An 18550-nucleotide genomic window follows, 5' to 3' on the forward strand; every position below is an offset into this window, starting at 1 on the left:
CGTCAGACGGCGGCCTTGCGGCTTTCGTCGAGATAGATTTCGCGCAGGCGGGCGGCGACCGGACCGGGTTCGCCACTGCCGACGGGCACGCCGTCGATTTCCACCACGGGCATCACGAAGGTCGAGGCAGAGGTGATGAAGGCCTCGTCCGCAGCCTGTGCCTCGGCCAGGGTGAAGGCGCGTTCCTCGACCTTCATCTGCGCCTCGGCGGCATAGGCCAGAACGGCCTTGCGCGTGATGCCATGAAGGATCTCCTCGCCCAGATGGCGGGTGATGATGGTGCCGTCCTTGACGATATAGGCGTTGTTCGAGGTGCCTTCGGTCACCGCCCCGTCCTCGACCATCCAGGCGTCGTGAACGCCCGCGTCCTTGGCCAGCATCTTGCCCATGGACGGATAGAGCAGCTGCACCGTCTTGATGTCGCGGCGGCCCCACCGGCGGTCGGGGATGGAGATGACCTTCATCCCCGTCTTGGCCATCGGCGCATCGGCCAGCCCGGCCTTGGCCTGGGTGAACAGGACGACCGTCTGAGGCGTGTCGGCGGCGGGATAGGCGAAGTCGCGGTCGGCGGCCCCCCGGCTGACCTGAAGGTAGATCAGGCCTTCGTCGATAGCGTTGCGCGCGACCAGTTCGCGGTGAATGTCGAGCAGCGCCTCGGGCGACATGGGCATGTCCATCCCCAGCTCCGCCAGCGACCGGGCCAGCCGCTCCACATGGCCGTCGAAGGCGATGATCTTGCCGTCCAGAACGCTCGTCACCTCGTAGACGGCATCGGCAAAGAGGAACCCGCGGTCGAAGACCGACACTTTCGCCTGATCCTCGGGCAGGTAGTCCCCGTTCACATAGACCGTCCGCATGGCGCACCTCGCTGGTTTTGACGCTCTCCTCTTGCGGGGCGCGTCCGGGCCGGTCAAGCCTGCACCATGATGTATCTGACCGAAGGACCATTGGCCGCGCTGCGGGACCGCCCCCTTGCCACCCCTGTGGCCGCCGCAGCCCGGCTGCGGGCGGGGTATCGCGACCACGCGGTCGACCTGAGCGACCCGCGCGGGGCCGACCCGATGGTGGAGTTGCGCGACCATGGAATCGCCGGGGCGAATGCCTATTTCACGGGCGTGGCACCCTATCACGCGCCGGTGGACGGGGCCGTTCCCGACCTGCTGCTGCGCGCGCCGCTGGCCGCGCGGCTGGCGGGCGTGAATGCGCGGCTGGACCCTTACGGGTTGGAACTGTGGGTCTTCGATGCCTGGCGGCCGATCGCGGTGCAGAACCGGTTCCACGACCATTGGATGCCCGCCCGCCTGCGCGCGCTGCATCCCGATTGGAGCGCGGCGGAGGTCGCCGCCCAGACCGAGAAATACTGGGCGCGCGGGGCGGACGGTCCCGTCGATCCGCTGTCGCCGCCGCCCCATGCCACCGGGGCCGCCGTCGACCTGACCATCCGGCAGAAGGGCGGGGCGGAGTTGTTCATGGGGACGATCTTCGACGATGTGTCCGACGCCTCGAACACCGATGCACTGGAGACGGAGCCGGAGGGGCTGGCCTTTTCGCTGCGCGAGGCGCGGGCAAACCGGCGGCTGCTCTATTGGCTGATGGAGGAAGCGGGGTTCGCGAACAACCCGACCGAATGGTGGCATTTTTCCCTGGGCGACCAGATGTGGGCACGGATCACGCGGGCAGAGGCCGCCTTCTATTCCGTGGCGCCTGATGCGCCGGGAAGCTGACGCAGGGTTCAGACGGCGGAAAGGTATGCCGTCGGCTGCTCCGACACCCGCTCGTAATCGAGCGGGGCCGAGGTGCGGGCCGCCGTCGCGCGTTTGAAGGCATAGCGCATCACATCGCCCTCGGGCTCGATCGCGACGATCAGGACGGAGCGCAGCAGGTTCGGCCCTTCGTGGATTTCGACCAGCCCGCGCAGCTTGGGCGCGATGTCGAGCGCGACCTCGAACCCGGTGTCGTCATAGGAAGTGATGGGATACCAGTCGTCGCCCACATGAACCCGCAGACGGCCACCGGTCTTCTTGCGGTCGCGGGCGCGGGCATTGGCCAGACCTTCGCGAACGTCCCTGGGAAGAAAGTGTTCATCGATCTGGGCCATCACGGCGCCTCCACATCCTGAAGGGGTGACGAGTCCGCGCCACCCTGCACAAGGCAAAAATGGCGCATAAACATGAAGAGTCAATGAAGGCTTGGCGACAGTTTGGAAACAATCCCGGCCCGGTTGACCTCAGGCCTTGGCCCGGGGGCGCAACACATGGGGGATCGCCGGATCGTAAAGCGCCGAGTCGCGGAAGTCCCCGACCTCGCCCAGGGCGGGGCCGACCAGGATCAGGGCGGTGCGGGTGATCTTTTCGTCGCGCACCTTTTCGCGGATGTCCGACAGGGTGCCGCGCAGGAACGCCTGATCGGGCCAGCCGACGCGGTAGGCCACGACCACCGGGCAATCGGCGCCGTAATGCGGGGTCAGCACACGCTCGATCTCGCGCAGGGCGCGGATGCCCAGATGGATCGCCAGGGTGGCGCCGGTGCGGGCGAAATTCTCGAGGGTTTCGCGCGGGGGCATCGATGTCGACTTCATGCTGACCCGGGTCAGGACGATGCTTTGGGCGATTTCGGGCACCGTCAGTTCCTGCCCCAGGGCGGCGGCGGCGGCGGCATAGGCAGGCACGCCGGGGCAGATGTCATAGGGGATGCCGTCCCGCTTGAGCAGGCGGATCTGTTCGGCGATGGCCCCGTAGAGCGACGGATCGCCCGAATGGACGCGGGCCACATCTTCACCGCGTCCATGGGCGGCGACGATTTCGGCATGGGTGTCTTCCAGCGTCATGGGCGCGGTGTCGAGAACGCGCGCGCCGTCGGGCGATTCGGCCACCACGGCAGCAGGGACGAGCGACCCCGCATAAAGGCAGACCGGACAGGACCGGATCAGCCGCTGCGCCTTGAGCGTCAGCAGTTCCGGATCGCCCGGCCCCGCTCCGATGAAATGAACGGTCATTGCGTCTCTCCCATGGCGAGGTCGCCCCCGGCCATCTTGCGCGCATAGCCGCGCGGCGTGAACATGCGATGCCCGTCCCCCGTGGGGATCAGGCGGGTGTGGCTGGACCCAACGAGGACGACGGTCAGCATGTCGACCTCATCCACCTGCAAGGCGTCGAGGCGGCGATAACGCAAATGCTCTTCGGGTCGCCCGAGCGACGTCGCCAGAAAGACGGGGGTGTCGGCGGGGCGGTGCGCCAGAAGGATGTCCCGCGCCTCGGCCAGAAGGGTGCGACGGCGCATCGACACCGGGTTGTAGAAGGCGATGACGAAATCGCCCTGGGCCGCGGCATGCAGGCGTTTGACGATATCCTCGCGCGGGGTCAGCAGGTCCGACAGGGAAATGGCGCAGAAATCATGGCCGAGCGGTGCACCGGCGCGGGCGGCGGCGGCCTGAAGCGCGCTGACGCCGGGTGTGCAGACGACTTCGGCCCGGCGGGCTGCATCGCTGAGGGCCGACGGGTCCGATGGGTCGCGGCCCATCAGCTCGAAGACGAGCGCGCCCATGGCATAAATCCCCGCATCGCCCGAGCAGATGAGGGCGACGTTGCGCCCCTCGCCCGCCCGCTCCAGCGCATGGCGGCATCGGTCCTCCTCGCCCCCCAGGGGGAAATCGGCGCGGGGCTTGCCCGCCGCGAGCGGACCCAGAAGATCGATATAGAGGCCGTAGCCCACCAGCTCATCCGCCTCGGCCACCAGGCGGCTGGCCTCGGGCGTGCGCCAGGCGGATTGCCCGGGACCGATGGAGACGATGGAGACGCGGCCCCGGGGGCGGCCCCGGGGTTCGGTGACGGGCGCGTCGGCGCGGGCCAGCGCGGCGGTGGTGTTGGCGGTCTTGCGCTTGGGGGCGACGATTGTCTGCGCGCCGACGGCCAGGGCCGAGGCTTCGGCGACGGAGGGCGTTCCCACCTCGGCCCGCACCACGTCGGAGGGGGTCGGCACAGGTATCCCGGCAAGTTCGGCGGCGGTGAAGGCGCGGAGCGGACGGCCAAGGCGCGCGGCCAGCGCGTTCATCGCAGGTTCGTCCAGCTTGAGGTCCAGCGTGGCGACGCAGGCGATGGCCCCCGGCGCGACATTCGCCTGCGTCAGCACGGCCTGCACATTGTCCCAGAGTTCCACCGGATCGGCATCGCGGGCACACCCGACGCCCAGAGTGTAGCGCATCGGGTGATAGACCAGCCGGGTGGCGTGGCCCGCGTCCGGCGTTTCGGTGACGGCGATTTCGACGGCGTTGCCGGGGGGCAGGTCAAAGAGCGGCTCGCCCGTCTGGGTCGCGCCGCCGCCCGACAGGAGCGCCGCCATGACGGATTTCGCGTCACCGGGGTTGGCCAGGGCATAGCCCGCAGGCGGCTCGTCCAGGGCGACGCCGAGGGCCACGTCCCCCGCCGTGGTGACGGCTGCGGTGCCGCCCAAAGCCTCGGCGACGCGGCGGGCCAGCCGGTTCGCGCCGTGGTGCCCGCCCAGAAGGGGGACGACGATGGCTCCGTCGTCCGAGACGGAAATCACAGGTGGTTCGGACGTCTTGTCATTGAGCAAAGGGGCCACGGCGCGGATCAGGATGCCGCTGGCGCAGACGCCGATGACCGGGTGACCGGCGGCAAAGAGATCGCGGGCGTGATCGAGTGCATTCGGAAAGGTGATCTCGGCCCCGGTCCGCCCGGAGCGCCCGTGCAGCGGGCAACCCAGGGCCGCGGCGACCTTGCGGGCCGTCGCCTCTCCGGCGGTGTTCAGGGCCAGAACGATGGGTGTCAGAGCCATGGATCGGCCCCTTTCGTCACGAGGATCATGGAGAAATAGGGCGCCGTTTCGGGCGCATTGGCGAGGGGCAGGACGACTTCGGCCCCGAGGGTCGCGCGTTCGATGTAGGTGCCGGTCAGGCCCTCGCTCTCCAACAGGGCGCGCAGGCGGGGCAGATGCCGCCCGACCTTCATCAGGACGAGCGTGTCGGCGGCGCGCAGGTGGCGGCGCAGGTCGGCGTCGGGCAACGGGCCGGGCAGGACGGTCATCACCTCGTTGCGGGCCGTCAGCGGCGTTGCGGAGACCGCGGCGCAGGCCGTCAGGGAGGTGACGCCGGGGACGATCTCGACGGCGAAGCGGTCCTTTAGGCGGGCGAAGAGATACATGAACGAGCCGTAGAAGAACGGATCGCCCTCGCAGAGGCAGATGACGTCCTGCCCTGCCGACAGGGCGGTGGAAATCCGGTCCGCACCCGCGTCATAGGCCGCCTGGGCCGGGGCGCGGGCCGGGGTCATGGGCACGTCGATGCGGATCTCTTCGGCGTCCCCGGGGATGAGGTCGGCTGCGATGGCGCGCGCGAAGCTGTCGCCGCCCGCAAGCGAGGGGTAGCAGATGACGCGCGCGCCCTCGATCAGGCGGGCGGCGCGGCGGGTGATGAGGTCCGGATCGCCGGGGCCGAGGCCCACGCCGAACAGCGTGCCACTCTTCGCGTCGCGTTGCGCGCTCATCGTTTGACCAGGGCGTATTGCGTGACGGTCATCGAGGGACGCCAGCCGCGAAAGGCGCCCACGGGTTCGGCGCGATCCACCGACAGGCGCACGAGGTCGCCGCCGTGTCTGGCGTGCAGATGGGTCAGGATCGCCTCGGATTCGAGCGTGACGGCGTTCGCGACCAACCGGCCCAGAGGCCGCAGGGCGGCGAAGGCGCGGTCGAACACCGCCTCGGACAGGCCGCCGCCGATGAAGACGGCATCGGGCGCCTCGAGGTCATCGAGGGCGTCGGGCACGGTTCCGTCGCGCAGGTCAAGACGCGGTGCGCCAAGGGCCAGCGCGTTTTCGGCGGCCATGGCGCGGCGGTCGGCACGCGGCTCGATCCCGATGGCGCGGGCGGAGCGGGCGGCGCGGATCCATTCGATGGCGACCGACCCCGACCCGGTGCCGATGTCCCACAGGAGCGCGCCGCGCATGGGCATGAGCTTGGCCAGGGTGGCGGCGCGGATCTCGCGCTTGGTCATCGTGCCGTCGGAGCGGAAGAGGTCGTCCGCAAGGCCCGGCACGCGCGGCAGGAGGGCGGCGTCGGGGGCGGCGCGGCAGTCGACGGCGAGGGTGTTGAAGGGCGGAACCGCGTGATCCCAGGTTTCGGCGGTGCCGTCGAAGCGCGCCTCGGACGGGCCGCCCATGTTGGCGAGGACGGTCATGGGCGACCCCCCGAAGCCCCGCGCGGTCAGAAATTCCGCAATCTGGCCAGGGGTTTCCGAGCCGGTCGTCAGGATCAGGAGACGGGCGTCGGGCTGGATGAAGGCGATCATCTGATGGGCGGGACGACCGTGGACGGTCAGCGTCTCGAGGTCGGCCATGGACCAGCCCATGCGGGCGGCGGCGAGTTGGAAGGCGGAGAGTTGCGGGTGATAGACGATCTGTCCGGGCGGGATCGCCCGCCCGATGCGCGCGCCGACGCTGAACCACAGGGGGTCGCCTGTGGCCAGAACGACAACCCTTTGACCTTGCAGGGCTTTCAGCGTGTCGATCAGGGCATCGAAGGGATGCGGCCAGGCCAGCCGCCGGGCCGTGACGGCGTCGGACAACAGGTGATGCCGGTCGCCGCCGACGATGACCTCGGCGGCCTCGACCACGGCGCGGGTGGCCGGGGTCAGCCCGTCGAGACCGTCTTCGCCGATGCCGACGATATGGAGCCAAGGGAGGTCAGACATGGAAAAACCTCATGGGTGATCCACGGGGGATGCGCGGGTGATCTGCGTCGGACGTCGGATTTGAGTATTTGGGAAGCAGAGAAGCGGTCATCGGCGTGGCCGCTTTCGCGAGGAGGGTCTTCAAGCCGGCCATATCGAGTGTCGCCCCGCCTGCGCCAAGGCTTGCGACGTAGGTGAGCAGGGAGAGGCGGGCGGCAGAGGGTGACGTGACGACGTCGATGCCCTGGCCCGCGTCGTACATGTGCTGGTGGTCGGCAAAGTTTCTGCGCGCATCGCTGAGGGAGTATTTTCCGCTCGGACCGCCCCAGACCTGATCGGCGGAGCTGTCGTCCTGGCCGTCGTCTTCCCACCAGCAGATGCGGCAAATCTCCCAGGCGGCCCGCTCTGACAACGTCGGAAAGCCGCAACAGGGGCATGGCAAGGGGCCGCCGATCTGCGCGCCTGGGTCACGTGATGCCGCCGCGGAGGTGGCTGCGACGTAGCGTTCGAACCAAACGGCTTTCCCGTCGGTCATTGCATCCCCCCGCCCGCGAGGATCGCCAAAGCATTGACCGCCGCCGAGGCCATGGCGGACCCGCCGCGACGGCCACGCAGGGTCAGGAAGGGGGTGGCGCGGGGGCGTTCGGCGAGTTCGGCCTTGCTTTCGGCAGCGCCGACAAAGCCCACGGGGAAGGCCAGGATGGCGGCGGGGCGGGGCGCGCCCGCGTCCAGACGTTCGAGCAGACGGAAAAGTGCCGTGGGGGCGTTGCCGATGGCGATGACCGCCCCGTCGGTGTCCCACAGGTCGACGGCGGCGGCGGAGCGGGTCGTGGCCATCTGCGCGGCCATGTCGGGGGTGCGCGGGTCGTTCAGGGTGCAGCGAATATCGGTGCCCGGGGGCAGCAGGCGGCGCGTGATGCCGGAGGCGACCATCTCGCAATCGGCATAGACGGGCGCGCCCGACCGAAGCGCCGCGACGCCCGACGCGGCGACGTCGGGGGCATAGGCGAGCCGGTCGGCCACCTCGACCATGCCGCAGGCGTGGATCACGCGGACGGCAAGCTCCGCGATGTCGGGCGGAAAACGGTCGAGCGCCGCCTCGGCCCGGACGGTGGCGAAGGAGGCAGCATAGATCGCCTTGGGATCCCGCTCATAGGGGCGCATGGGCGGACCTGCGGAGTGCGGCGGTCACGCGCGGGTCTTTCGCGCGGATTCGGGGCCGTGGGGGTGTTTGGCGTGCGGATAGGGTGCGTGGTGGTGGTCGTGGCTGTGCGCGTGGTCATGGCTGTGCGCGTGATCGTGACCGTGATCGTGGTCATGGTGATGATCGTGACCGTGGTGGTGATGGCCGTGGTCGTGTTTTGCCTGCGCCTCCAGCCTGCACAGGCCGGTGCAGAACGTGTCGCACAATTTGCAATCGGCCACGTTGGAGCCCGGGGCAGAGGCGCCCTGCCCCTCGACGTGGTGGTGGTGGCTTTCCTGGATCGCGCCGACCTCGCCCTCGAACCCGAGGACGGCGACGCGGTATTTGCACAGCACGCAGGTCGGCGGCGGCGTGTCGCTGAAGGCCGGATGGGTGCGGACCTCGGCCGGGATGGTGACGGGTGCGCCGTCGGGCGTGGCGAGAACCTGGGTGCGGTAGGCACAGAGGCCGCAATTGGGCGGCGGGTTCGTGCCCGTCTGCTCCAGAATACGCTCGGCAAAGGTTTCGAGGACCTTGGCGTGGTCGTTCAGATAGCCCGCCTTGACGAAATGGATGTCCGGATGGGCGACGGCCACCCGGTCGGTGAAGCCGTAGATGCGGTCGATCAGGATGCCGGAAAACAGGAAATAGGGGAACACGACGATGCGCTTGTACCCAAGGCGCGCGGCATGGCCGAGGCAGGGTTCGACCAGCGGAAAGGTCACGCCCGAAAAGCCCACCTCGAGCCAGCCGAAGCCCAGGCCTTCGTGCAGCATCCGCGCGATCTTGGCCACGTTGCCGTTGGCGTCTGGGTCGGAGGCCCCGCGTCCGATCACCACAAGACAGGTGTCATGCCGCGACACCGGGCCGGTTTCGGCGTCGGCGCGGGCGACGGCCTCTTCGATCCGCGCGCCGGCGGCGGCGATCATCTTGGGGTCGATCCCGAGTTCGCGGCCATAGCGCACGTCGATGCCGTGTTCGGCGGCGTAGCTGTTGAGGACCGTCGGGATGTCGTTCTTGGCGTGCATCGCCGCAAAGAGCATGCCCGGCACGGCCAGGATCCGGTCACAACCCGCCGTGCGCAGCCGGTCGAGGCCGTCGCGGATCACCGGATTGGCGAATTCGAGGTAACCGTAGTCGACCATCCAGTCGTCGGGCAGATAGGCGGGCAGCTTTTCGGCCAGCACGGCGAATTCATCGACCGCCGATTGCGACCGGCTGCCGTGGCCGCAGATCATGACACCGGTCTTCGAGGTGGTGGTCATGCGGACTGTTCCTGCTCGTCGGTCTTGTCGGCCTCGGGCGCCGCGTCCTTCTTGCGGCGGCCCTTGAGCGCCCCGATGACGGCGGCCCCGGCGATGACGCCCAGGCCCACGCCGATGGTCCAGTGGTCATGGCCCGCGACCTGGCCCAGGTGACCCACATGGGCCATGGCCGGAGTCGAGATGAGGGCGGGCAGGAGAAGAAGGCAGCGCATGGGTCGGTCCTTGGATCAAGGGGCCGCCCCCGGTGAGCCGGGTCCAGTGACGATGCCGTGCCCTGCCCCCGGTCTGGGTCGGCGGGCCATGGCCTCCGGTCCGGCCCCGCGTGGGGCGTCGTCTGGAGGGAGGCGTAGCGGGCGGGGCCGCGGGGTGCAACGGGGTTTGCGACGTCGAGGGTGTCGGTTGCGGCGTCGGGTTGGGGGCGACGGGCGGATTGATGTGGTGCCCGGAGCTGTTGCGCTTGCCCGATGAGACCACGGTCCGGGTGGCCACGCTCACTACGATGGCCGTCATGCGCAGGAGGTTCGCCAGCGGGGCAAGGACCGAACCGGGGACCGTTGTGCCCGTTTAGGGCTAAACTTCCAGCGGTTCGTTCACGCGCGACCCGTGGAGTCGTCGGCGGGCCAAGGTAGGTTTCGGCGCTGGCACATTCTTCAGCGCGAACTGATCACTTTTTTCCAGTCATCAAGTTCTCTGAGTTGCCGATTTAGGTTCCAATACGGAGGAGGCACCTTATCGCTCCGCCACTTTCCACCGACATCACCTTGGCCCGACCGCCGTACGCCTGTTGCAGCAGATCGCGTCACCCGTCCGCGCGGGCCGTCCCTGCCGCATCAAGCCCCACGCGGCCGATGCCGGGCAGTTTCAGGGCCGGGCGGCTGAGGTCGAACCCGAAGGTCTGGCCCAACAGGTTGACCTCGAACCCCTGTCGCGGCCCGATGGACAGACCCGCATAGCCACCCGCAGAGAGGTGCAGGTCGCCGCCCGCGTCGCGCAGGGCGCGCAGGCCGGGGCCGATGAAGTCCTTGCCGACGGCGTGGGGCGGCAGGGCGATACCGATCTCGGGGTGCTGGCGCAGGATGTGGGACACGAAGGTATTCGAGTTGGGGCCGGGCCAGATCGTGTAGCTGCCATTGTAATCATAGGGATAGGCGTCGATGGTGGCGCGGATCAGGGGGATCAGGCGGGCGGCCTTGGGGCCCGACACGGTGCCCACGTGGAACGGCACGTTGGAATACCATTTGCCATCGGGCGCATAGGCGTCGAGGCGGACGGGCCGCCCCCAGCCCACCACTTCGGCACGGGTCCAGGCCGCGTCACCCGCCGGTTTCCAGACCAGCCAGGAGTGGACCGAGACCGCGCCCTTCTGACCACCCGTGCGGGCGGCGAGGACGTGGATCGCCGCCTCGTCCGTCGGTTGCAGCACGCCCGAGGCGCCCCAGTCGGCGGCGCGCCAGCTTTGGGGGTGGTCCTGCGTCTGCCACCAGAGGGCGGCGACCGCGACCGGCAACAGGAAGCAGATCGCAAAAAGCATGAAGCCACGGCGGATCAGGCGGGCGAGGAAGCGGATCATCGGGGCTCCATCAGGCTGGGCGCGAGCGGTGGGAGCGGCGGCGCGGGGCGGTCCGGGCCGGCCAGTCCCTGACGGGCAAAGGGCGGACAATCGTCAGGGTAGCGCCAGGACGGCGCGCGTTCAAACAGGGTCTTCGACCCATCGTACAAGGCCGCGACGGTCGCGGCGGAAAGCCGGGGGCGGACCGCGTCGCGGCAAGCGAACCAGATTGCCGCGACCCGGTAGCGTTGAAACGGCCCGCCCATGGCGGCGACCAGCATCGCTTCGTCGGGCGGGCGGAGCGACAACAGATGGGCGTCGATGGCCGCTTCCGTGTCGTCGGGCGGATGGGCGGCCATGCCGAGCAGGTCGCCCAGAGGCCCCATGGGCCGGCGCGCCTCGGGGGGCGGGGTGGCGCCGCCGTAGGGGGTTGCGCCGGACCAGCTGTCGAAACGGTCGATGATCTGGCCGGTGGAGACCTCGACAAGGGTGATCCGGACATACCACCAGTCCTTGGTGGGCAGGTTCTCGGTCGCATAAACGATCCGGTGATCGGCGGAAACCTCCGTTACGTCCTCGGCCAGGACGCAAATCCCGTAGGCTGCGGAAATCAGGAAGCCACTAGGCACCCAAGGGTTGTCGGGCTCGTGACAGGCGGGATCGCCGTCGCGCAGGCGGAACCGGCGGACCGGGTCGGTGCCAACCTCCACGAAATCTAGGCGGCCCTCGCGCAGCCAGGCGGCCAGGGGCACGCCGCAATCCCCCATGAGAGAATTGCCAATTTCGCCGACGGCGGCCTGCGCGACAAGACAGGGGCGTTCGATGTAGATGCTGCGCCCGGTAAAGGGCAGCGCGGCTTCGGCATAGCCCGGGTCTTCGGCCAGGAACAGATCGGTCCGGAAATCCTGAACCGGGCCCTTGAGGAAATTGGCCGCGCCGCCCGTGAGCACCACAAGCGATACCCAGAACACGGGATTTTTCCAGTTCCGGACCGATCGCATACCGAACGCGGCGACGGCCACGATCATGACGAGGATCACGAAGCCATCGAAGATCAGCTCGCCAATGGCGTCGCCATAGGCGTTGCCGAACGCCTCCAGCGGACGGAGCAGAGCGGGCATCATCCCTCGGCTTTGGCCAGCATCCGACCCAGGGGCCGACCGCCGATCAGGTGGAGGTGGAAATGCGGCACCTCCTGCACACCGTGATTGCCCGCGTTGGTGATCGCGCGAAAGCCGTCGCCGCCGTCGGGGGCGATGCCCTTGTCGGCGCAGATGCGGGCGGCAAGGCGGTGGAAATCCACGATCTCGGCATCCGACGCATTGGTGTGGAAATCGTCATAGGTGACGTATCTGCCCTTGGGGATCACCAGCACATGCACCGGTGCCGCGGGGGCGATGTCGGCGAAGGCGAGGGTGTGATCCGTCTCGGCCACGGTCTGGTTCGGGATCTCGCCGCGCAGGATCTTGGCGAAGATGTTCTGGTCGTCATAGGTGTAGGGCATGGGTCGGCACTCCGGTTTGGCGTTGCCCGGTTTAGGCCATGGGGCGCGCCCGGGGGCAATGGGGCGCGCAAGCAGGGATCAAGCGCGCGCCTGCCGCGCGGGGGGCCCCGCGTCCGGTCCCGAGCGGCGATCAGGATGACGCCCCGCGCCCGTCCATGGCGCGACGGGCGATGGCGTCGGGGTCGACCCGCCGAGGGAAAAGCCCGTCGCATTCCACCGCGAAGGCCGCCGTCGCGGCGGCGAATGCCCCGGCGGCCTCCGGCGATTTGCCCGCGGTCTGCGCATGCCAGAAACACACGGAAAAGGCGTCCCCCGCCCCGTTGCTGTCGACCATCCGGGCGGGGACCACGGGGACGATCACGCGCTGTGCCTTGGTGTGGATTTCGGCCCCTGCCCCGCCACGGGTCAGGACCACCTGCCGCGCGCGCCCCGCCAGAAGCTGGCCGATGACAGGTGCGGGATCGCGAAGCGCCACATCCGAAAGCTGGATCACGTCGGCGCAGGCGATGAAGTCGTCATACCAGGGGTTCGCGCCGTCGTAGTCGTGCAAGTCCAGATGGATGTCCGCTTTCACGTCCGCCAGCAGGGGCAGGATGGCCTTGGACGAAGCGCAAAGGCTCAGAAAGATGACCGGGGCTGCGGCGATGACCGATTGCAGGCGGGGCCGGTCGATGACGGGCGCGGGGTCGCCGCCTTCGACGAAGAGGGAATAGCGCCCGCCCCGGCTGTCCATGATGTTGAGGTGCCGGGGCGTGGGCGCATCGGTCCGGTCCACCAGCATCGCGATACCCCGGCCGACGCATTCCGCCACGATCCGGTCCGCCGGCTCATCCCGCCCGAGGGCGCAATGCAGCATCACCGGATGGCCGAGAGCCGCGAGCGCCATGGCCTTGCCCACGCCCGTCGAGCCTGCGCCCTTGGTTTCGCGCGCGTCGAAAATCGTGGCCGAAATGCCCTGCGGCAGGTCGGAGACGTGAACCATCCGGTTCCAGCTTGCAGCTCCGAGGACAAGGACAGGCGCATCGGTCATAGGACGCGTTCCGGTTCCGGGCCGTCAGTCATCAAAGAGGAACGGTGTCTCGGCCAGCGCCTGCGCCGTTTCCGCGTCCACGCCGAAGACCTCGGCCAGCACGGCGGCGTTCGCGTCGGGCGGGGCGGATTGCTGGATGCGGTGGATGTGGGGCAGGTCCGCCTCGCGGATGCGGAGGGATTCGGTGGCGAAATCCTGGGCGACCGTGGGCATCAGCCGGTCGATCGTCGTGCGCGGCGTCTGATCGCCGATGAGGCCGATCCGCGCGGCATGCCCCTCGAGATAGTTCGCGTCATAGTCACAATCGACCAGAAGGGTGCGGATCGCGGCCCGGTCGGCATAGAAATCCTGAAGCAGGTCGAATTGCACCGGGTCCAGACAGATGGCCAGCGCATCCGTGTCCATCCGGCGATAGAGCATCCGGACCAGCGCGCGGCGATGCCGGTGCCGCTTGGCCAGCGTGCTTTCGATCCCGCCGAGGTCGGGCATCGGCGTCGCCTCCTCGTCAAAGAGGTAGTCGACGGCGGGCATGATCTGATGATCGCGGACCGATTGCGCCAGGCGCTTGGCCACGTGGTATTTCTTGCAGACGATGACGACCAGTTCGCGGTCGCGGCCGAGGGTGCTCTCGCGTTCCCAGAAGCGTTGCGCAAAGCGCCGCCCCTCGCGACCCCTCTGTGTCAGGAAGGTGAACAGACGCCGCCCGTCGCCCGCGATGGGAAAGTCGCGCCGCCCGGACGTCCAGAGGGTATCCAGCCCCTCTTTCAGGGTCGCCGCCTCGGGGGAAATCTTGCGGGCAAAGAGGAAATCCTGGCTGAGCAGCAGGTCGTAGTGATCGTCGTAGAAGGTCGCGGGCATCCCGTAGTCGGTGAACATCAGGAAGGTCAGCGTGCGGCTGTCGATCTCGGACCGGGGGACGAGGTGGCGCACGAGGGTCTGAAAGAACGTCTCGTCCGGGATCCAGGTGGTCGAGAAGAAGCGCAGCACGTCGGGGCGTTCGCGCAGGAAAGCGCAGATCGCCTCGAGCGTGGCGCGGCGCAGGCACCACCACTGCGACCCGATCATCACGTCGATGTCGGCGGGAACCTTGCGCTCCAGCTTCAGCTTTCGTTGCAAGCCGAGCAGGCCGTAGAAAAGCGTCTTGTTCTTCCGCTCGTTCACCAGGTGGCGATAGATCAGCCGGTCTTCCTTCATCCCCGTCTTGATCCAGTCGGAGGTGAAGAAATCGAAACTCTCGATATAGTCGGTGTCGCGGGCATCGAGCACCGCATGGGCATGTTCGGCGGATTTGATCGGACGGCAATCGCCCGACACCATGTAGAAATGCGTGGCGCGCGGGAACGTGTCCAGCGCGGTGTCGATGGTGTTGAGCGTCGCGCGGACCAGCGACCACTCGCCCCAGCCGCATTTCACACGCTTGCGCACCACGGTGATATTGGGGTTGTCGCGCGTCCCCTCGACGATCTGGGCGAAGGCCGCGGCAGGGGCACGGGCATCGAAGTGGATCGCCACATAGTCCCCCGCGCCGGTCAGCCCTTCGGCCTGCCGGATGATCGCAGCGGGGTCGCGGTGGCACAAAAGGAGAAAGGCAATCTTCGCCATGAACAGTCTGTTAATCCCCTTTGGGCCACACATCGCTTGCATAGCGTGGCCAACCCGTTGAAGAAACCGGGCAGTGCGGGTTTGATGGCACAGTCATGATTTGGGAAGGGTAAAGATGGGGTTTCCGGGCACCTGGATGACCGAAAGCGAAAGTGTCGTGTACCGCGTGGTGCCGAAATGCGCCTGTTCGTCCATCGGTCAGATCATGTTCTATTCCGACCATGGCCGCTTTTTCGACGGCGACATCCACGACAGCACCGAAGGCCTGCACAAATGGGCGCAGGAGGAGAGCCAGCCTCTGATCGAGGCGAATGCCAAGGGGCACAAGTCCTTCGCCTTCACCTGCGTGCGCAACCCCTATACCCGCATCCTGTCGTCGTTCTTCGACAAGATCGCGGGCATCCAGCGCAACGGCAAACGGTATCGCGGCAACCTCGTCCCGATGCTGACCCAGAAATACGGGATCGAGGTCGGATCGCCCGACAACGGGTTCGAGTTCGACCAGATCGCGTCGTTCCGCCGGTTCCTGCTGTTTGCGCGCGACACCATCCGGTTCCGCCGCCCGATGGACCCCGATATCCACTGGTCGGCCATGTCGGGCCATGTGGGCACCTATGTCGCCAACGGCGGGCGCTATGACCACGTGATCTTCACCGAGGCGTTCAACGACGGCATGCAGAAGGTTCTGGACCGCATCGAGACGCCGGTGCCGGTGGTTCTGGCCGAAGTGCCGCGATTCAACGAATCCGAGGGGCATGGTCCCAAACGGTTGCACCCGGTGCAGGACTATTTCGACGACCTGTCGATGCACCTGGTCTGGGAAATGTATCACCGCGACTTCAAACTGTTCGGCTATGATTTCGAGAACCCGGGCAACAAGATGCCAAAGGGCGAGATCGACATGAACGAGTTGCACGCAAGGCTGAGCGACTAGTCTGCCGCGTCGTCCGGCGGGTCATCCGCCGCCAGAAGCCAGCCCCGATAGTGGACCAGAAGGCCCGTCGGTCCCGTCGACAGATGCACGTCGAAGGTAGCGCGGTCGCCCTCGGCCCGCTCGAAGGCGTCCGATTTCGGCAGGGCGAAGGCGGGTATCGGCAAGCCCAGACAACGTCCCCGATGCACCGGATAGACCAACGCCTCCCCCTCGACCGCCAGGCCCAGGGTGAAGGACATCGGGCCGAAGCGCTCGGTCACCTCGCCGTTCTTCCACGCCAGACGGGAGCGGAATTTGCGGCCGCCGAAGTCGCGGACCCAGGTCTCGCCCGCATCCGTGCGGATCATCGTCACCTCGACGGCGACATCCTCGGTCGCGGGCGGAAACCGGAACAGCACGCAGGTCAGCCGCGACAAAAGGCCCGTCCCCCGGTCGATCCGTGCGCGCCCCCGCCAGCGGCGGACATGCAGGATATCGTGCAGATCGCGGACGCCTTTGGGCAGGCGGGCGAAATCATCCCCTAGGGCCGCCTCGAACATCGGCATCATGTGCGTCTCCTCCCGCGTGGTGGTCGTGGTCAGGCGGGCCAAAGCGGTCTCTGCCTCGGACAGGGGAAATTCGGCGATGCAAGCGCGGGCGCCGGCGGGAACCTGACCGGCGGCCAGGCGCGCCACCATCACGTCGCCGGGCACGGCCGGGATGTGCGGCCCATCCCCGGCGGCGGCGACCAGGGTCCAGCGCCGGTCCCGGGCCTTGCCCGATGCATCGCGGCCGACGACCCGCGTGAACATGCCGCCCCGGTCGCTGCCCAAGCCTTCGAGCAGATCCGCCATGCGCCGCAACGGGCGGGCGGCGGGTGCCAGACTTCGGACCAGGCCAAGGCGCGGCAACCAGCTCATCACCCAGAGGCCCAGATGCATGATCGGCAGTTCCAGACCGGCGCGGAAGCTGACGGAACGGGCGCGAAAATGGCCCGGAAACAGGGCGAGGTCGGGCGCACCGATCAGGCTGCTCCAACGTGGCGGCAGCCCCGGAAGCCGGTCACGGCGTAGCCCGGACCAGCCCGGGCGCGCGACCGTCTCTCCGGCACGCCACACGGACAGAGGTCGCCCGACCTGCGCCAGGATGGCCTGCATCACCGACAGGCCCCGGGGCGCGCGGTTGCCGGGCAGGATGGCGCTCTCGATCAGGTGCACATCGTCCAGCCCTTCGCACAGCGCCGCAGCCGCCGCCGAGGACAGGGCGGGGACAGATGACACGCCCGAAATGACCGCGACCCCCGCTGCCCGGGCCTGCGCGTCCAGATCCGCGATCCCGGCCGTGAAGCCCGCGTCATCGGACAGGTCGAGGTAATGCGCCCCGGCCCCGATCGCGGCGCGGGCCACGGCATAGCCGTCATCGCCATAGTCCTGAAACGGCCCCGCCGCGTCGATCACGACATCGGGGCCAATGGCGATGATCCGGGCGGCCAGATCGGGCGCGCTGCGATCCAGAACGACATCGCTCCCGGCGCTGCGCCCCGCGATCAGAACCTCGAACCCCGACCGCGCCCGCAGCATCGCCGCCAACCGCGATCCGAACACCCCGCGCCCCCCGATGACCAGAACGCGAAACGCCCCTGTCTTCTCTGCTTTCGAAATACTCCGGGGGGAGTCGCCATCGGCGACGGGGGGCTGGCCCCCCTCCCCCTCCGGGACAGGCGCATCGCCGGCCATGGCGGTCACAACATAGACGGCACGACCAGATCGGGCGGGCGGTGGCCGTCGGCAAAGGTCTGCATGTTGATCAGGACCTTTTCGCCCATCTCCCGCCGCGCCTCGTGGGTCGCGGACCCCATGTGGGGCAACAGGACGACATTGGGCAATTCGCGCAGGCGCGGGTTCACGCCGCGCCCGCGTTCGTAGACGTCGAGGCCTGCGCCCGCCAATTCGCCCGCGCGCAGCATCCGCGTCAGGGCATTCTCGTCGATCACCTCGCCGCGCGATGTGTTCACGATCACCGCCGTGGGCTTCATGAGCTTAAGCCGCCGCGCGTTGAGCAGGTGAAACGTCGACGGCGTATGCGGGCAGTTCACCGAAATCACGTCAGACTGGGTCACCAGCGCGTCGATCCGGTCGTGGTAGGTCGCGCCCAGAGGCTCCTCCAACCCGGCATGGAGGCGGCGACGGTTGTGATAGTGCACCTCCATCCCGAAGGCGCGGGCGCGGCGGGCAAGGGCCTGACCAATCCGACCCATTCCGAGGATGCCGAGCGATTTGCCGCTGATCCGCGTCCCCAGAAGGGCATCGGGGGCCCACCCCTCCCAGACGCCCTCCTGCATCTTGGCCATGCCTTCGGTCATGCGCCGCAGCACCGCCAGCATCAGGGCCATGGCCATGTCGGCGGTATCCTCGGTCAGCACGCCGGGGGTGTTGGACACAAGGATCCCCCGCTGCCGCGCGGTGGCCACATCCAGATGGTCCACACCCGCACCATAGTTGGCGATCAGGCGCAGACGGTCACCCGCGGCGGCCATCATCGCCGCATCGATCTGATCGGTGATCGTGGGGACCAGGATGTCGGCCGACTGCATCGCGGCAATCAGCTCCTCGCGCGACATCTGGGCGTCGGTCTCGGACAGGCGGACGTCGAACAACTCGGACATCCGCGCCTCGACAAGGGCGGGAAGGCGTCGCGTCACGACAACAGTCAGACGTTTTACTTGCACGGCGGCAGGTCCCCCCTTTGAGCGTGGCCCACAAGATGGCATCATCGGCGGCACAAGCAAGGGGCGTCAGACCCCGCAGAAACAAAGGCAGGAT

At 68.2% G+C, this 18550-nt stretch carries 19 protein-coding genes; 2 read left to right on the top strand and 17 right to left on the bottom strand.

Going from position 1 to position 18550, the window contains the following annotated elements; translation table 11 throughout:
• Positions 1-2: 2 nt before the first annotated feature.
• Complete coding sequence (locus tag BM002_RS11535; RefSeq protein ID WP_092780937.1) at positions 3-857, bottom strand: D-amino-acid transaminase; 855 nt, start codon at positions 855-857, stop codon at positions 3-5.
• 66 nt (positions 858-923) lie between these two features.
• Between BM002_RS11535 and BM002_RS11540 the strand changes: the two genes are divergently transcribed.
• Complete coding sequence (locus BM002_RS11540) at positions 924-1724, top strand: M15 family metallopeptidase (protein WP_092780940.1); 801 nt, start codon at positions 924-926, stop codon at positions 1722-1724.
• 8 nt (positions 1725-1732) lie between these two features.
• On the opposite strand, the gene BM002_RS11545 is transcribed toward BM002_RS11540, so the two are convergent.
• The 14 genes from BM002_RS11545 to BM002_RS11615 form a co-directional block, all read right to left on the bottom strand.
• Positions 1733-2098 (bottom strand): hypothetical protein, encoded by a 366-nt coding sequence (locus BM002_RS11545; protein WP_092780943.1) that lies wholly within the window; start codon positions 2096-2098, stop codon positions 1733-1735.
• 129 nt (positions 2099-2227) lie between these two features.
• Positions 2228-2995, bottom strand: coding sequence for a precorrin-4 C(11)-methyltransferase (gene cobM / locus BM002_RS11550; RefSeq protein ID WP_092780946.1), 768 nt, complete (start codon positions 2993-2995; stop codon positions 2228-2230).
• Positions 2992-4794 (bottom strand): precorrin-3B C(17)-methyltransferase, encoded by a 1803-nt coding sequence (gene cobJ / locus BM002_RS11555; protein ID WP_092780949.1) that lies wholly within the window; start codon positions 4792-4794, stop codon positions 2992-2994. Before cobJ ends, cobM begins: the two co-directional genes overlap by 4 nt.
• Positions 4785-5501: a precorrin-2 C(20)-methyltransferase gene (gene cobI / locus BM002_RS11560; RefSeq protein ID WP_092780952.1), complete on the bottom strand. Its 717-nt coding sequence runs from the start codon at positions 5499-5501 to the stop codon at positions 4785-4787. The genes cobJ and cobI overlap by 10 nt, the downstream gene beginning before the upstream one ends.
• Positions 5498-6703: a precorrin-6y C5,15-methyltransferase (decarboxylating) subunit CbiE gene (gene cbiE, locus BM002_RS11565; RefSeq protein ID WP_092780955.1), complete on the bottom strand. Its 1206-nt coding sequence runs from the start codon at positions 6701-6703 to the stop codon at positions 5498-5500. Before cbiE ends, cobI begins: the two co-directional genes overlap by 4 nt.
• On the bottom strand, positions 6696-7217 hold the full coding sequence (locus BM002_RS11570; RefSeq protein ID WP_092780958.1) for a CPCC family cysteine-rich protein: 522 nt from the start codon (positions 7215-7217) through the stop codon (positions 6696-6698). Before BM002_RS11570 ends, cbiE begins: the two co-directional genes overlap by 8 nt.
• Positions 7214-7846 (bottom strand): precorrin-8X methylmutase, encoded by a 633-nt coding sequence (locus BM002_RS11575; RefSeq protein ID WP_092780961.1) that lies wholly within the window; start codon positions 7844-7846, stop codon positions 7214-7216. The genes BM002_RS11570 and BM002_RS11575 overlap by 4 nt, the downstream gene beginning before the upstream one ends.
• Before the next feature lie 24 nt (positions 7847-7870).
• Positions 7871-9130, bottom strand: a complete 1260-nt coding sequence (locus BM002_RS11580) for a sirohydrochlorin chelatase (protein ID WP_092780965.1) — start codon at positions 9128-9130, stop codon at positions 7871-7873.
• On the bottom strand, positions 9127-9342 hold the full coding sequence (locus BM002_RS11585; protein ID WP_092780968.1) for a DUF6732 family protein: 216 nt from the start codon (positions 9340-9342) through the stop codon (positions 9127-9129). Before BM002_RS11585 ends, BM002_RS11580 begins: the two co-directional genes overlap by 4 nt.
• A 587-nt stretch (positions 9343-9929) precedes the next feature.
• Positions 9930-10700, bottom strand: coding sequence for a DUF3750 domain-containing protein (locus BM002_RS11595; RefSeq protein WP_092780974.1), 771 nt, complete (start codon positions 10698-10700; stop codon positions 9930-9932).
• Positions 10697-11800 (bottom strand): hypothetical protein, encoded by a 1104-nt coding sequence (locus BM002_RS11600; protein ID WP_139212355.1) that lies wholly within the window; start codon positions 11798-11800, stop codon positions 10697-10699. Before BM002_RS11600 ends, BM002_RS11595 begins: the two co-directional genes overlap by 4 nt.
• Positions 11800-12183 carry an HIT domain-containing protein gene (locus BM002_RS11605; protein ID WP_092780980.1) on the bottom strand — a complete coding sequence of 128 codons (384 nt, stop codon included), beginning with the start codon at positions 12181-12183 and terminating at the stop codon, positions 11800-11802. Before BM002_RS11605 ends, BM002_RS11600 begins: the two co-directional genes overlap by 1 nt.
• Before the next feature lie 130 nt (positions 12184-12313).
• Complete coding sequence (locus tag BM002_RS11610; protein WP_092780983.1) at positions 12314-13213, bottom strand: carbohydrate kinase family protein; 900 nt, start codon at positions 13211-13213, stop codon at positions 12314-12316.
• A 24-nt stretch (positions 13214-13237) separates the two neighbouring features.
• Entirely contained in the window at positions 13238-14815 is a 1578-nt protein-coding gene (locus tag BM002_RS11615; protein ID WP_092780986.1) for a DUF5928 domain-containing protein, read from the bottom strand.
• A gap of 115 nt (positions 14816-14930) precedes the next feature.
• On the opposite strand from BM002_RS11615, the gene BM002_RS11620 reads away from it, so the two are divergent.
• Positions 14931-15749 carry a sulfotransferase family protein gene (locus BM002_RS11620; protein WP_092780989.1) on the top strand — a complete coding sequence of 273 codons (819 nt, stop codon included), beginning with the start codon at positions 14931-14933 and terminating at the stop codon, positions 15747-15749.
• Here the strand turns inward: BM002_RS11620 and BM002_RS11625 are convergent.
• Both BM002_RS11625 and BM002_RS11630 read right to left on the bottom strand, forming a co-directional pair.
• Positions 15746-17332, bottom strand: a complete 1587-nt coding sequence (locus BM002_RS11625) for a saccharopine dehydrogenase family protein (protein WP_217641169.1) — start codon at positions 17330-17332, stop codon at positions 15746-15748. The two genes, BM002_RS11620 and BM002_RS11625, sit on opposite strands and share 4 nt — an antisense overlap.
• Positions 17333-17469: 137 nt before the next feature.
• Positions 17470-18498: a 2-hydroxyacid dehydrogenase gene (locus tag BM002_RS11630; RefSeq protein ID WP_425431866.1), complete on the bottom strand. Its 1029-nt coding sequence runs from the start codon at positions 18496-18498 to the stop codon at positions 17470-17472.
• Positions 18499-18550 lie beyond the last annotated feature (52 nt).

The sequence above is a fragment of the Jannaschia pohangensis genome, from assembly GCF_900113875.1.
Classification (GTDB): Bacteria; Pseudomonadota; Alphaproteobacteria; order Rhodobacterales; family Rhodobacteraceae; genus Jannaschia; species Jannaschia pohangensis.